Below are 14,762 nucleotides of genomic sequence, written 5' to 3'. Positions count from 1 at the left end.
GCAGATAGGCCTATGGTCATTTGTTAGTCGAGTCCCAGAACCTTCGCCGGTGCGAAGGTTTGGAAGGTCTTCACACCGGAAATCATACCGGACTTGAAGACGGGTGTGCCGACGGCGCCTTTCATCCAGCACTCCCTCTTTTTCTTGATATAGGTGAATGCAACACACCGGTCATTGTCGATGCAGGCCAGTCGGCACTGAAGTGGCGTTGCGTTCGCGATTGACGCGCGGACGCCCAGGTCGCCTCCGGGCAGATCAACATCCTCGAATAGTGCTTTCTTCGGATCAATTATGCCCATGCTAAATGGCGTTGGATCCGGGTCAGCGCTCGCCAGGAATTTCCCGGAGATAGCGACCGAGTTTCCATCCGCGCGACCTTCGTTTGATTTCAGAAAGCAATTCGGTCCACGGACAATCTTGGGATTGGCATTGAAGGTGAACGCTTTACAAGAGCCATTCATCTCCAGGCAGCTCGCGGCACACTCGGCGACGTCCACCGTCCTCTTCGAGGCGAGGTCATCGCCAAACAGGTCAAGGCCAGTGTAGACGGCGATGCGCGTCGGCTTACGGGCAAACTCCTCAATTGCCGACAGGCTGTCGCTCTGGCCCGGAGCGACAGGCGAGGTGTTGGAAGCGGCAACTTGCTGGCTGCTTGGCTCAGGGATGGTGACCGCCGTTGAGTTTTCCTTCGAGGGTGGTGTGCCCTCGAGACTCGCGGTCGGGTTTGTGGGCATCGGCTCGTTCGATGTCGCGCCTTTGCGGTTGAGTTTATAGCGACCGATTTCCTCGTTTGAGAACACGTGCATCTGCGACGGTGGCGTTTTGAACATCGTTGTCATGACTTCTGCCGGCGTATCGAAGCGAGTGAGCATGTCGATGATATCGGAGATTGACAGCTGTGCGTTCACAAGGTCGTTCGATTCACTGGAGATCTGGTGGACTCCAAGCTCACCGTCCACCTGGCGTTCAACACCCGCCATAAAAATGAATGCGCAGGCCGAGTAGCAACCTTTCCCTTTCGGGATAAAGGTGGAAAGCCGCCTCGCATGCACATCATCGGCAATCAACAGCGCCATTTGGACAGCGCCACCGACGCTATCGAGCACCAGCAGCCTGGCTTTCTGCGACGCATGCAGCGCCCGTCTGAAATTCAGAGCGGAATAAAGGTCGATCTCGCCCGTGAGAGTGATGACGCTGGGGTCACTCTCCTCGAACGAGAAGGGGCCAAATTTCTTTGTGCCGGCCAATGCTGGATGATATCCAACCGAAATAGCCAAGCAAAAGGCCAACATCCGAACGAGGCCGAACTGCAAACTTGGCAAAATGGTACCCCACGCTCTGTTTATATTCAGACAACATTGATCAAGTTGAAGTTGCAACACAAAAAAGCCGCAACGGTTAACGGCACGGGGGCAGGAGTCGCGGTCGCTCAGTCCATCCCTGGTTGGACGATGGTGTGGATCTCGGCCACGCGCCCGAGTGACTGGTTCCCGGGCTTGCCGTCTTCTGGAAAGCGTTGAATGATACAACCCAAGGGCGGGGAAGTGTCATGCGACGATTTCTTGTTGGTGGGACCGTAGCTGTAGCATTGGTCTATTGGGTCGGCGCGATTAGCGGCGAGAGGCGGGCGGTAAATGAAACGCGGCTGCCCTCAATAAGAATTGAGGCACAAGAAAAGAAACCCGTGGCGGGTGGTGACACGCAAGTCTCTGCGACTACGCCTCAGCACGCCCAGTCTTCTGCACCGGGCGAAAGCGCCAACGCTGAGGAAGTGATCGCCACGGTTTTCGTGCGCGGTAAGCGCGTTGCGTTACGAGAAGGGCCGGGGAAAACGTTTCCGGTCCTCGATCGCTACGATGCGGCTCGGCCGGTCCGCTTACTTTCTATCGAGGGTGAATGGTCGCGTGTCCAAGACAATCTTACACGGCGGGAGGGGTGGATCGCATCGCATCTCCTAAGTTCCGACAAGCCACAGTCGGAGCCAAAGCGCGACACACCCGCATCTAAAGAGTCATCTCGTGAAGCGCCAATCGAAGCCCCGCGGATTTCCGATTCTGTGATCACTCAACGCATCATCGCTGAATCGATCTCCGGGTACAGTGGCTCGTGTCCGTGCCCGGAAAGTCGCGATCGCGCTGGACGGCGCTGCGGGCGCAGGAGCGCGTATTCGAAGCCCGGCGGCGCGGCGCCACTCTGCTATCCGGGCGATGTCTCCCGGGCGATGATCGATGCGTTTCGCTCCCGATTGTAACGCAAGGCGAAGCGCCACGGACCATAGAAAACGAAGCGATGGGATGAACATTCTATGCCGATTTCCGCGTTTCGAATGTTCGGTTTGCGGCTATCGTTTCGGCGGCGGCAAACTTCAGCGGCTCGCTTTTATCCCGGTTTTGTCAGATCTGAAGCTTTCCCTCTATCCGGACGCAATGAAAACAATCTGATAGAGGCCTCTATCGACGATGCGTCACGTCATTGCCGTGGACTCAAGGGGTCTTTACCTCCCTGGCATCGAACGCATCACTAAGCGGCGGCCTCCCATACTTGGTTCAGGATCTTGGCTGCAAGCGCGGCCTTGTCCTGGGGCAAGAAGCGGCCATAGTGGTTGGCGACCATTTCGGGGGTGTCCTGGATGGCGTAGCTCGCCTGCTCGTAGGAGCCCGTCTGTTTAAGGATGTGCGTTGCGAGCACGTCACGGACATTATCTGGCCCATGCGGCAGCAGCCCCTTGATCGCGCCGCGGCCGGTGTAAGGATTGTAGATGCCATAGCGTTGGATCGTCAGGCGCCACGCCTCGTAGAAGGTCGTCTGGTTATAGGCTGCGTCACTGCTGTTGGCCTTCACCGTCTTGACAAAAAGAGTGCCGGGGTCGTCGGCGCCGGCCAGCAGCACTTCGCGATGCCGCTCGATGTAGGCGTTGAGGTATTTGTAGAGATCTAAGAGGTCCGGCAGGACCAGCCGGAAAGGTTTCGAGCCGAAGAAGGATGAATTGGCGTTCTTGAAGGCATTCGCAGGGACTAGAACCTCCCAGCCGCAGTCGCGATCGCTCCAGCGAATTTCGCCACGCTTCATGTCCTCGAGCCGTCGCTCGGATGTCGGGAAATCCCCGCGCGGGCAGACAAGCGATTGCCGCAGGTTCTTCTGGCGAAGGCCGAGGTGCAGGCCGAGCCGCAACATCAGGAACGACCTGACAGCCTCGGCGGCGGCCCGCGGATAGCGATCTTCGTCCGGCATGCGCTTGAGGATCTCGTCCGTGATTTTCCGATATTCGGCGAGCGGGCTGTCCGCCTCGAGCACGCACATGATCGGCTCGAACGGATCCCGGTGAACGCGCATCACCCGCTGGATCTCCTTCGAACGATGCGACGCATGTTTGAAACACGTGTCGCAGGCCGCATGCCAATCCCGTTCGGCCGCCGCGATTTCCGCTGCGGAGATCAGTCCAGGGATCGGCTTCACATTTCGGACGAGCTCCGGATGTTGCCAAAGCCAGCCCGTTTCGGTGCGCACCAGGTTCAGGAGAACGTTCAGCATGTCCTCTTCCCATGTCGTGTAGAAGCCGCGCCGGCTTTCACGCCACTGCAGATTCCAATCCCAAACACCGGGAAAGACCAGGAGCCCGAAGGTCAGCTGGCTCAGCGGAACGCCATAGCCTTTGACCGGGCCCTCCGGAGATGCAGCCAAGGCACCGAACATCAAGTCCAGATGTTCGATCTTCTGCGCAGCCGTTTCCTCTCCCCAGACGCCGTTTCGCTGGAATCCGAGGGCCGTCAGCGTCGCCGTCTTGAATCGAATGAGGTTCGCCATTTCCATGGCGAGCCGGGGAGGGGCGTCGACCACACCGGAGAGAAGATCGGGATCCTCGATCACCGCGCGCTCGTCATCCTCCCAATCCAGTGCATCCGCAGACCCACGTAGTGAACGAGTTCCGCCGTAGGAAATCGCTGGGAAGCGGATAGCGTAGCGCTGCCTGGTCGCCATCGCCTGGAAGCGGCGGTAGTCAGTGGATCCTGAAATGATCACCCGACGAACCCATTCTAGGATTTCATCCCGCTTGGCGAACGGCAGGCTATTGAAGTCGTCCGGCAGATGCCAAGCGAGCCGGCGCCGCTCCGCAGCACCGATAACGCTTCCGACCTCGTGACCGGACGCCGATCGCGCCTGGTGCGGCAGCTTGGCCTTGAAGTAGCCATCGGGCAGACGGTACCGTCGCTCGATACGAGAGAGGATGTCGAGGCTTTCGATCGACCGCGGCACCTTGGTGCCTTTCGTCCAACTCAGGAGCGTCTTGCGATCGAAGGCATCCTCTTCGCGGACAACGGCGCGATGCAGATGCCAATAACTGTCGCCGTGCCGGCGCATGTGATAGATCAGCGCCTGCTGAAATCCGTCAGGCTCTTCGGTCCAGTCGAACAACGGCTTCGGGAATTCCTCGATGGGCCTTGGTTGAACGCCCGGTTTCGCTCGTGTCTGCTCTCGTTCGATGGGGGCCGTAGCTGCCGAGGAAACCCGCCCAGTGGCCATTATCTTGGCCGAACCACCAGCAGGGTTCCTGTTTCTTCTAGGCTGCTCGACTGCCGGGCGGTCATCTTCCGCCGGTCGCTCCTTGTCCAACCACCGGATGATGGCTTCAAGGCCAGAGCGAAGGTTTTTTTTCATCTCCGCCGTCAACTCATCTTCGATGCCGCAGGGTTCCGTGACCGCCTGCCAATTGATGCGCCCGTTCCGCATGGGCGGCGTCTTTCGGTAGCTGACCAAGCTGATGAGATAAGGCCTGATGTTCTGGAGAGCCCGCTTCGAGGCGACCGGAGCGATACGGACGTTGCAGAATTCAGAGATCTTGCGCTGAAAATGAAGGGACGAAGTAGACTGATTTCTCATGGCGATAAGCAGTTCACATGATCCTTGGCCGGTTGGTGCCGGGCGTGGCCTGCTAAGCCGTTCTGGTTAATGAAAGCTGAATCTTCAACAGGATGGATGCTGCGTGGTGCCGCGGATCTATAATGACTACAACTCTGTCGAGCAGGTGCGAGAATCTGCTATAGCCGCAATATGGGATTCGGGGTTTTCATTCATCGCTCAGATTCGGTCTACGACGACAGCCCGGCGGAACGATATCAGTTTCCGAGCCAGTATTTGGGCCGTGTCCGGTCCTGCATCGGAGATTGGATCATCTACTACGAGCCGCGGAAGGTTGCCGGGACGCGCGGCTATTTTGCCATTGCCAAGGTCGGTGAGGTCATCCCGGATCGCAAAGCGCCAGGCATGTACCTGGCGTTGATTGAGCCGGGGAGCTATCTCGATTTCCTCAACCCGGTTCCCTTCAGCAATGCCGAAGGAGTGATCGAACGCGGCGTGCTGAATGACGACGGCCGCATCTCCGGGCGCGCGCAGTCCGCCGTGAGGCCGATCTCTCCGGCTGATTTCAATCGCATTCTGTCGTTGGGTTTCGATGAACGGGAGCCGGAATTGCCACGGGTTGGCGAGCCGGAGATCGTCGATCCGGCGCCCGGACTTGGCGAACAACTGCAGGCACCCTTCGTTTTTGAGCAGGAGCGTGATCGCGTCACTCAGCTCACGTCTCGAATCGTTCGCAACCGTCTTTTCCGCCGCCTTGTACTCAAAGCCTATGATAAGCGATGCGCGATCACCGGACTGAAGCTGATTAATGGCGGCGGTCGTGCCGAAGTCGATGCAGCGCATATTCGCCCGGTGGAAGCCAACGGTCCTGATGTCCTGAGCAATGGTATCGCGCTTTCGGGGACTGCCCACTGGATGTTCGATCGGGGCCTGATCAGCCTTTCCGACGAGCTGGACATCCTTGTTTCGCGGCAGGTGAACGACCCGGAGAGCATCCAGTCGCTCATCAACAAAACGAGACGCGCCATCGTTCCGCAGCGACTATTCGAAAGGCCGCATCCGCACTTCCTGCGATGGCACCGGGATAACTGCTTTAAGCTTTGAGTGCGGCGGAAATCCTCAGCGGCCAGGATAGGGTCTGCGGTTCGATTCCCTTCAAGGCGAGGGATGCAGAGCCGGCGGTCCGAGAGCCCGGTCGATCGGACCCGCCGATCATCTAGAGTGGGTTGGACGCGGACCTTTAAAGCAGACCAATGAACGCGATTCCGCACCGGCTGCATTATGCCTATTTCTCTCCGCTAAGTTGTCTAATTTAGCAACTTGAGATACTCTTTCTCCCGTCGGCTCTACCGCTCGGGAAGCGCGAGCACAAATTGCCGACAGTGGGGGGCACTATGACTAACAGGCACACCAACCGCCGCGCCTTCATATCCGCAGCGATCTCGGTCCGGAACAAGATGCGCCGGCTTGCTCGCCGCCGAACACACAGGAACTTTAGCCAATTTCTAAGCGACGGCCCCTATGCAGGCGTGAGAATTCTCGCTGCACGGCAACGGCATCAAGATAACAGCGACGAGGCAACGCATCCAGATTTTGCAGCCAGTTTCTCTAAAGGGCTGAATCACCACTGGAGTACCGGCCTTCCCATCGCCGCGGAATACAGCGCCCTGATGTCAGCGCTCGATGGTCAAGCTGCAAACGCTCTCACGCGTCTTCCCGCCCCTGGCAGCCTTGCGGCAATCGACGGTCTACCCAACACACATAGGCGTGGCAGGTCTTTCGTTAATCCCCTGTCCGGACTCGCTACCGATGTCTATGGCCTCGACCCCTACGACATCAAAATGCCCCCTGCGCCCGACCTCAGCAGCGAAGTAGCCGCAAAAGAAATGGTCGAACTCTATTGGATGGCGCTCGTCCGGGACGTACCATTTGCCGATTGGGTAAATCGCCCGCCACCGGGTGCGGCCAACATTGCCGCTGCCATTTCAGAACTGCACGCGCTGAACAACACGGGCGCACCTTTTGCCGAGCACTACGTAGGCGGTATCCTGTCGAAGACTATCGACTTGTCCACGTTATTCCGTGGTGCCGCGCCAGGAAATGAAGTTGGCGGCTATGTCTCTCAGTTTCTAATCCACGACATTCCTTATGGAACGTTGCGGATCGAGCAGCGGCAGCGGCCGGTTCCCTTCCGAGATCACATGCTTACTTGGCGGAAATGGTTTGATGTTCAGCAGGGACGTGGCATTGACTTCGAGCCCTCACCGGCAAAGGAGAGGTTCGAGCCGAGAGTAACAGACCGCCAGGTCAGGGGCAGGCGCTATCGGCATATTCATTCACTCAGGGATCTGACCCACTATGTTAGATTCGACGCGCTGCACGAGGCGTACTTCAACGCAGCACTAATACTCGACGGCCTTCTTGCGCCGTTAGCGCCAAATAATCCATACGCCGATATGTCCCGCGAATTTACTCAAAGAGGTTTCGGTACATTGGGCGGCCCGCACATACTCGCCTTCCTGACGGAGGTTGCAACGCGTGCTCTCAAAGTAGTGTGGCACCAGAAATGGTTTGTGCACCGCCGGTTACGGCCGGAAGAGTTTGGCGGCCGAGTTCACGTGGCGAAGAAAACCGGTACCAATCGGCATGGCATACACGCAGATCTCCTCACCTCACAGGCGCTAGTAACCACCAAAACCGAGAAAAGGACATGGCTTCTTCCTCAGGCCTTCCATGAGGGATCCCCAATGCATCCCTCCTATGGCGCCGGTCATGCTACAGTGGCCGGAGCCTGCGTAACAATCCTCAAAGCTATGTTCGATCCGAGGTGCGAATTTGACCCATCGCACGTAATGAGAGTGAAACGCGATGGAAGCGGAATAGAAGCGGATCCAAGCAGTCCAAAGCTCACCGTCGGAGGCGAGCTCAACAAACTGGCAGCCAACATCGCTATCGCGCGCAACGCCGCGGGAGTCCATTATCGATCTGACTATACAAAGTCTCTCGCCCTAGGAGAGGCCGTTGCACTGGCAATGCTGCAGGAGCAGGCACTCACCTTTGCAGAGGACATAAGTGGGCCAGTCTTCATCTTCGAGAACTTCTCCGGCCAGGTGATTGCAATCGATGCCAATGGCAGTATCAGCCGGGGTGTGTATCCCCGCCCATGCCAGCGACGGGTGCCAGAGAGGGAGAGGAGCTTGTTCTCAAGCTAACATCCCGCGTATTCTGGTTAGAGCGACAGCGCGCCGGTCGCAGAACGAGAGGTAACCCCAAGGTCCTTAGCGGGTCGATTGTGTTCAGGTGGCACTTGATGGAGTAAGCTGGCATGGAGCGACTTGGTTGAAAGCGCAAGCGGCCGATCTGGTCGACGACATGCTACACAATCGGTCGAGAGCAGCCCTACCTCCACGTTCCCCAGGGCTGACGCCGCGGATGTTCTCGTTCCGTGCTCAGAAGATCGCATAATGTATCAACGGGAACTGACCCTCACGCATGGCGACAGTGAACGGCTCCGTAGGGTACCTGAACCACAGCGATCGCGATGCCATTGTCGCTTTCAGACGCGAACTGCCAAGTATGAGGTGTCGGAGTTTCGCATTGCTCTTTCCGGTCATCCGGTTCTTTTGTCACCTTGCCCATGAGCCCTGAGAAGCGCCATCAAGACAGGCCCAAGTGAAAATACACCGCGCTTCGTCTTAGACGTCAGATCTCGCAGATAGCCGCCTGCCGAGTTGATGTGTCCCGCCCGCTCGAGAATGCAAGCAATCGTCACGGCCGCATTTTCCGAGCCCATGGCCTCGCATGCTTCCTGATAAGCCGATGGGCTGACCCCTAGCATGGATCGCACAGTGACGGCAGCAGTCATCAGGTCTCGCCAGTTGCTTATGACGCCGTTCGGACCGTATGACGAAATCTCCGGACATGCCCTTAACACGGTTCCCAACGGAAACACCTTCAACGCCTCATTCGTACGGTCCTGTTTCCGGCTCGCCTTCGCACCCAGCTCGTTTCTAGAGCGAGGTTCAGATTCATGAATGGATTCGGTATGTGAATTCTGTTTGTGATGCTCATTGTGAGCATCATTGGTGCTATAATTTTCTGCATTTTGCTGAGACTTCAACGTGTTAAGGACTTCCTCCTGCAGCGTCGTCATTTCATGGAGAAGCCCCAACAGCTCGGAAGGGCTTGGAGTGCGCGGTATGCGGCCGACTAGCTCGACGTACTTGGAGTTAATCTTCTCCCAATCCCCGTCTGCGCCCTCTTCGATCGCCGCAGTGATGAGCTTACGGACGTCCCGGCGGCATATTGTCAAATTTTCCTTGGCTCTCCTGAAGGCCGCCCGAGCCGCCGCGACCCGCTGCGCCATTTGAGCAAGCTCTTCGGCACGGGTGAGCAGGGGGGAGAGATCGAAGCCAAACGCACTTTCGATCTCGCCTGACCTATGCCTTCGGGCGTATCGCTTTCCATTCGCACTGTCCTTACGCACGATGAGACCTGCCTCTACCAGAAGGGCTAGGTGTCTACGAAGCGTGGCGCCAGTAATGCCATGAGCGCGGAGTGTCAGCTGCGCATTGGATGGGAAGACTATGAGCTGCGCGTCTTGACGGAGTTCATTGTCAGGATAAAAACTCAACAGGGCGTCAAGGACCGCGAGGCTTCGGTCCTGAAGTCCCAGCAATTCTCTCGCCTCGGAAGCGTCTCGAAAGACCTTCCATTTGTCAGCCGACTTGCCGGGCTGAATGACGGTCGCGGCAACTTGTTGCCGAACCTGGGCAAGCGTCATCGGCCGCCGCCCGAAGGGCGTCGTCACACTTCCACTCTGCATTTTTTCCTTCACCTTCTAAGAGGCAAAAGAAAGCTGCTCACCAAAATCGGTGCCAAAGACTCTTGACGGGGATTCGGGGAAATGCGATTCTCTAGTTGTCACACACAGAGAGAGGCTTCCACGACGGCAACGTTTGGGGGGCCTTTTTCTTTTGCAGCGCTTCCTTTCCTGAACAAGATACAAACCCTGACAGCTGTCAGGGCTTTTCGTGGTTTCGTTGAAGGGCAAACTGCGCAGCAAGATTTGGCAGTTCCGCCTCAACAAACTTCAAGAACTCGATGCCGAGCGAGCCCTCGGCCGAGATTCGAACCTCTTTCGGGGACATCACCAACGCGGCAAGCTTTGTACCGCTACCATCCGAAATCGGAGTCGGCCCTATGCCCTTTTTGGTGGCTGGCTTGATCGCACTCAGGACGCGCTGGAACCGTTTGTCGGAAGTTTCAACGGGGTCCACCTTGGCCAACGTAGTGCGAATAGAATCGAGAGTGTCCGGATCTCCGGCAACAGCCTTGGCAAGGTCGAGCCATCGCGGCCGGCCAATCTTTGGTGCCCGTCCAATGGCCTCGATGATATCCGCCGGCACGACACGATAGACATTCCGCATACGAGCCAGTTCAGTGTCCTCGATCGAAAGCGCCGCGTAGATGTGGCGCGGCTTGATTCCCGCATCATCCATGCGCGACGCAAACAGCGCCCGTTCGATCCAGGTCAGGTCCTGGCGGCTTGCATTCTCAATCCCCTGCGCGAGAACAAGATCGAGGTCAGAAATTTCCACCTCGATGGCTCGAAGGGGCTTGCCGAGCTGCTTGGTAGCAAGCCAGCGCCGGTGACCGTACACGATTTGATAGCGACCGGGCGACGAGGGGTGTTTCCGGACCTGGACAGGAACCTTTTGGCCCTCGGTCTCAATGGAACGTTTGAATGCCTCGAAGCTTGCCTCGTCATCATCCGGCAGTCTGTCCGGGTACGGGGAGGGGTCGATGAGGGAAGGATCCAGCTCGCGAATCGCCCCCCCGCCCGACTCGACGAGAGCCTTCAACCGATCTCGCTCTGATCGAATGTCGTCGATCGCACGGTGGGCTGCGCCTATGACACCAGCCCCAACACGATTGCCCACGGATGGAACAGGGGGCGCTGGCTGCTGATCGCTGGCCAGCTTGTTCTCCAGCTCTGCAGACAGCAGTCCGAAGCTGGCGACAATCGACTTACGAGGAGATTTGCTCATGTCCGCCCCCAGCTATCGTTGATAAGGCGAACAATGGCCTCGTTTACGGCGTCCACGGCCTCGCGGGCGCGCTTTTGGGTGTCCCGTCCGATTTGCCCCATTTCGAGCTCGTAAACGGAGCGCTTCGCGAGGCCAGCGGCTTCAACGGCAGTGCTCTCGATGGCAGTGGGCAACAGGACATCTGTACCGAACATATGGCGGAGCATCGCAACAACTTGCGATTGCGGCGCGTCATTGGGGTCATGTCGTGTTACCAGGTATCGAATGAAGTCCTGGTCCAACTGAGCGCCGCTCTCATTCAGAACACTAATTAGATCGCCCATCATCAGCAGGAATTGGCTCATCGATGCAACGTCTAGCATTGCCGGATGCACCGTAATGATCATGCTGGTCGCAGCGTATATCGCGCTTAATGTCAGAAAGCCGAGCGACGGCGGTGTGTCCAGGATTACGACGTCGTAGTCTGCTTCGACTTCTGAAAGGGCGAGCTTCAATCGCTCGAAGAAGATCGCGCCGGAACTCGACTTGTTCGCCAAAACGCGAGGAGTTTCGTGTTCATACTCCATCACTTCCAGATTGCCTGGAATGAGGTCGATGCCTTCGAAGTATGTCTTGCGAATGATATCGCGGATTGGACGACGGTCGTTTTCGTCGTAGCGCAAAGCGGCGTAGATCGTTTCATTCGAGCCGACGTCAATCTCTGGCTGGGCGCCGAACATAGCCGACAAGGATGCTTGGGGGTCCAGATCGAGTGCGAGAACGCGATAGCCGTGGAGGGCTAGGTAGTGCGAGAGGTGCACGCAAGTCGTTGTCTTTGCGCTGCCCCCCTTGAAGTTGGCGATTGCAAGAACCTGAAGGTGCTCGCCGGGCCGACGGCGAGGAAGGAATCGCAGGGCCTCCGACGGCTTCTGCTTCGCGAACAATTCGCGCAGTTCGTTGATCTGGGCCAGCGTGTAGACGCGATGGTTATTCTCCAGTCTGCTGGGAACTGGTCCGCGTCCTTCGGTCGACATGAGCTTTAAGGTCGAATCGGGTATTGACGTCAGCTTCGACACTTCATTGGTCAAGAACGAACGTAGGGCCTTTTCCGATTTTGGCGGATACATGCGAGTTCTGAGCTGCTGCAATTGCCCGGACAGAAGCCCTGCGTGGCGCATGATCTTGCTGCCAGCATCTTCCCTCGAGCACACAACTGATTCCACTCGGTTTGCTATCGCCATCTTTTCCTCTTAGCGGCCTTCCGCCGGTTTACCGACCATTGCCCGCCAAAGATAGAACACGATTCTCCTAACCCGTCCAGAAGTTTAGGGTTAACAGATGGTTAAGGTCCGGAGAGAAATCCCAAGGGGACTCTTGAATTTTTGGTTTCCGTTCCGAGGCTTAGCCCGACGCTTCCACTAGCTTGATCCCAAACTGTTCCTGTGAACCCTGCAGTCGGGCAGGGACACGTCAACCGTCGTTCACTCAATCTACTGCCCGAATCACCCCCAGCACAACCCTGTTGAATTCTACAACTGCACAGCGATTCGGATCCGTGCTTACCTCCGCGGCGATTTTCAACGACGGAGAAATTCATGCAGGTTCTCGCGATCTCAAGGCCCCGGAATGTCGAAGAAGCCCGACTTCTCCAATGCCATCATCAGCTGCGCGCCCGCGTCTTTTCCGGCCGGTTGGGTTGGGAAGTCAATGCTGCAGGAGGCTATGAGTCGGATGCTTTCGACGATCTTCAACCGACCTACATTTTAGCCATCGCCAAGATGGGCCGGTTGGCCGGATGTGCCCGCCTTCTTCCAGCACTCGGCCCCACGATGGTGGCGAACGTCTTCCCCTCGCTCCTTTCTGCAGGTCACCTTACTGCGCATTCCTCCATGGTCGAGAGCTCGCGCTTTTGCGTGGACACCTCCCTTGCTGAGGGTAGGAGAGCTGGTTCCATTCACGAGGCGACGCTCACCATGTTTGCGGGGGTTATCGAATGGTCGCTGGCAAACCGTTTCACCGAAATAGTCACGGTGACTGATATTCGGTTTGAACGGATCCTCGCCCGCGTCGGTTGGCCGCTTCAGCGCCTTGGCGAGCCGAGACGGATCGGGACGACCATGGCTGTGGCCGGCACTCTGACGGCTAATGCGGGCACTTTTCGGAAGCTCCGCCCCGTCGACTACCGCTCTCAGATCATCGGCCGACTTGGCCAAGCAGCATGAGGAGAAGTCCGTGACACAGCTTCGCTCCCATGCTCGTCTCGTCCGCAAGCTTCAGAACGCCCTCGGCGACCAGCTTTGCGTCGCATTGGATGATGGCAACGTCGTCGATATCATGCTGAACCCCGATGGACAGCTGTTCATCGAACGGCTTGGGCATGGCGTTGCGCCGGCCGGAGAGATGTCGTCAGCTGCGGCGGAAATGGTGATCGGCACCGTTGCGCATGCGCTTCAGTCGACGGTCGACACGGAACAGCCGATCATCTCCGGAGAACTGCCGATCGGCGGCCACCGATTTGAAGGTCTCTTGCCGCCGGTGGTCGCCAAGCCCGCGTTCACGATTCGCCGTCGTACTTCGCGTCTTATCCCGCTGGACGACTATGTGTGCTCCGGCATGATGACAGAGAATCAGGCTGCGACCATCCGCAGCGCGATGGCTTCACGCCTGAACATTGTCATTTCCGGTGGAACTGGCTCTGGCAAGACGACCCTCGCAAACGCAGTGATCGGCGAGATCGTGAAGAGCGCGCCGGACGACCGGCTCGTCGTTCTGGAGGACACCGCCGAGATCCAGTGCGCAGCCGACAACGCAGTTCTTCTTCATACCAGCGATACCGTCGACATGGCGCGGCTCCTCAAAAGCGCGATGCGCCTGCGCCCCGACAGGATCGTCGTGGGCGAGGTCCGCGACGGAGCCGCGCTCACGTTGCTCAAGGCGTGGAACACCGGCCATCCGGGTGGCGTGGCAACTATTCACTCCAATACCGCCATGTCGGCACTGCGCAGGCTCGAGCAACTCACCGCGGAGGCCAGTCAGCAGCCCATGCACGAGGTGATTGGCGAAGCGGTCGATCTCGTTATCTCGATTGAAAGAACGCCGCGCGGACGGCGCGTTCGCGATGTCATCCAGGTCGAGCGGTACGTCAACGGCCAGTACGAAACCGGCCAGCTCACCGAAGAACAGGAGGCGCGCCATGTCGCGTAAGAATGCATTAGTCGCCATTGCGCTGCTTGCAGCTCCCTTGGTTTTTGCCTCTGTCGCACCGGCCCTCGCGAGTTCCGGCGGCGGCCTTCCCTGGGAAGGGCCGCTTCAGCAAATCCAGGAGTCGATCACCGGTCCCGTCGCTGGTGCCATCGCGCTGGCAGCGGTTGCCATCGCGGGCGGCATGCTGATCTTCGGGGGTGAGCTCAACGATTTCGCGCGGAGGCTCATGTATATCGTCCTCGTCACCGGCATCCTGCTTGGCGCCACCAACATCGTCGGCCTGTTCGGTGCGACCGGCGCCTCGATCGGACTGGCAGACGAGTCGATTACTCCAAGCGGGCAGAGCGGAGAAGGGGAGGGGACTCATGGCTGAGTCCTTGTCCGGCCTTCAGCGCAATCGCATCCACCGTGCACTCTCGCGTCCGAACCTGTTGATGGGTGCCGACCGGGAACTGGTCCTGCTCACGGGTATCGCCGCGGTCATCCTGATCTTCGTAGTATTGACCCTTTACTCGGCTCTTTTCGGCGCCGCCGTTTGGATCGTCATTGTCGGGTTGCTGCGAATGATGGCCAAGTCCGATCCGCTGATGCGAAACGTCTATATCCGGCACATCTCCTACAGATCCTATTATCGGGCGACGACCTCGCCCTGGCGCCGCCACTGAGGAGCGG

12 protein-coding genes are annotated in these 14,762 nt (G+C 58.1%); 7 read left to right on the top strand and 5 right to left on the bottom strand.

The window, feature by feature from the left end; translation table 11 throughout:
* Positions 1 to 23: 23 nt before the first annotated feature.
* On the bottom strand, positions 24 to 1,076 hold the full coding sequence (locus AYK65_RS19395) for a PAN domain-containing protein (RefSeq protein WP_081160186.1): 1,053 nt from the start codon (positions 1,074 to 1,076) through the stop codon (positions 24 to 26).
* Here AYK65_RS19395 and AYK65_RS31895 point away from each other — a divergent pair.
* Entirely contained in the window at positions 1,047 to 1,520 is a 474-nt protein-coding gene (locus AYK65_RS31895; RefSeq protein ID WP_139793250.1) for a hypothetical protein, read from the top strand. The genes AYK65_RS19395 and AYK65_RS31895 overlap by 30 nt on opposite strands.
* A gap of 1,000 nt (positions 1,521 to 2,520) precedes the next feature.
* On the opposite strand, the gene AYK65_RS32490 is transcribed toward AYK65_RS31895, so the two are convergent.
* Positions 2,521 to 4,878 (bottom strand): hypothetical protein, encoded by a 2,358-nt coding sequence (locus AYK65_RS32490; protein WP_081159699.1) that lies wholly within the window; start codon positions 4,876 to 4,878, stop codon positions 2,521 to 2,523.
* A 171-nt stretch (positions 4,879 to 5,049) separates the two neighbouring features.
* On the opposite strand from AYK65_RS32490, the gene AYK65_RS19380 reads away from it, so the two are divergent.
* Together AYK65_RS19380 and AYK65_RS19375 are read left to right on the top strand one after the other, a co-directional pair.
* Positions 5,050 to 5,961, top strand: coding sequence for an HNH endonuclease (locus tag AYK65_RS19380; protein ID WP_081159696.1), 912 nt, complete (start codon positions 5,050 to 5,052; stop codon positions 5,959 to 5,961).
* Positions 5,962 to 6,251: 290 nt separating this feature from the next.
* Positions 6,252 to 8,069 carry a vanadium-dependent haloperoxidase gene (locus AYK65_RS19375; protein ID WP_081159694.1) on the top strand — a complete coding sequence of 606 codons (1,818 nt, stop codon included), beginning with the start codon at positions 6,252 to 6,254 and terminating at the stop codon, positions 8,067 to 8,069.
* Positions 8,070 to 8,467: 398 nt separating this feature from the next.
* Here AYK65_RS19375 and repC read toward each other — a convergent pair whose 3' ends face one another.
* From repC to repA, 3 genes are all read right to left on the bottom strand, one after another.
* Positions 8,468 to 9,682, bottom strand: coding sequence for a plasmid replication protein RepC (gene repC / locus AYK65_RS19370; RefSeq protein WP_081159691.1), 1,215 nt, complete (start codon positions 9,680 to 9,682; stop codon positions 8,468 to 8,470).
* A 196-nt stretch (positions 9,683 to 9,878) separates the two neighbouring features.
* A complete protein-coding gene (gene repB / locus AYK65_RS19365) occupies positions 9,879 to 10,907 on the bottom strand; it encodes a plasmid partitioning protein RepB (protein WP_081159689.1) in 1,029 nt (342 codons plus the stop codon).
* Positions 10,904 to 12,127: a plasmid partitioning protein RepA gene (repA, locus tag AYK65_RS19360; RefSeq protein WP_081159687.1), complete on the bottom strand. Its 1,224-nt coding sequence runs from the start codon at positions 12,125 to 12,127 to the stop codon at positions 10,904 to 10,906. The genes repB and repA overlap by 4 nt, the downstream gene beginning before the upstream one ends.
* A 354-nt stretch (positions 12,128 to 12,481) precedes the next feature.
* Between repA and traI the strand changes: the two genes are divergently transcribed.
* The 4 genes from traI to AYK65_RS19340 are packed head-to-tail and all read left to right on the top strand — an operon-like array spanning position 12,482 to position 14,755.
* Complete coding sequence (gene traI, locus AYK65_RS19355; protein WP_081159684.1) at positions 12,482 to 13,108, top strand: acyl-homoserine-lactone synthase; 627 nt, start codon at positions 12,482 to 12,484, stop codon at positions 13,106 to 13,108.
* A gap of 10 nt (positions 13,109 to 13,118) precedes the next feature.
* A complete protein-coding gene (trbB, locus tag AYK65_RS19350; protein WP_081159682.1) occupies positions 13,119 to 14,090 on the top strand; it encodes a P-type conjugative transfer ATPase TrbB in 972 nt (323 codons plus the stop codon).
* Complete coding sequence (locus tag AYK65_RS19345) at positions 14,080 to 14,463, top strand: TrbC/VirB2 family protein (protein WP_081159679.1); 384 nt, start codon at positions 14,080 to 14,082, stop codon at positions 14,461 to 14,463. The genes trbB and AYK65_RS19345 overlap by 11 nt, the downstream gene beginning before the upstream one ends.
* The gene (locus tag AYK65_RS19340) at positions 14,456 to 14,755 is read left to right on the top strand and encodes a conjugal transfer protein TrbD (RefSeq protein WP_028002687.1); all 300 of its coding nucleotides are present in this window, start codon (positions 14,456 to 14,458) and stop codon (positions 14,753 to 14,755) included. The genes AYK65_RS19345 and AYK65_RS19340 overlap by 8 nt, the downstream gene beginning before the upstream one ends.
* Positions 14,756 to 14,762 lie beyond the last annotated feature (7 nt).

This window comes from Ensifer aridi, assembly GCF_002078505.1.
In the GTDB taxonomy this organism is placed as follows: Bacteria; Pseudomonadota; Alphaproteobacteria; order Rhizobiales; family Rhizobiaceae; genus Sinorhizobium; species Sinorhizobium aridi.
This window is presented reverse-complemented; position numbering and strand designations above follow the sequence as displayed.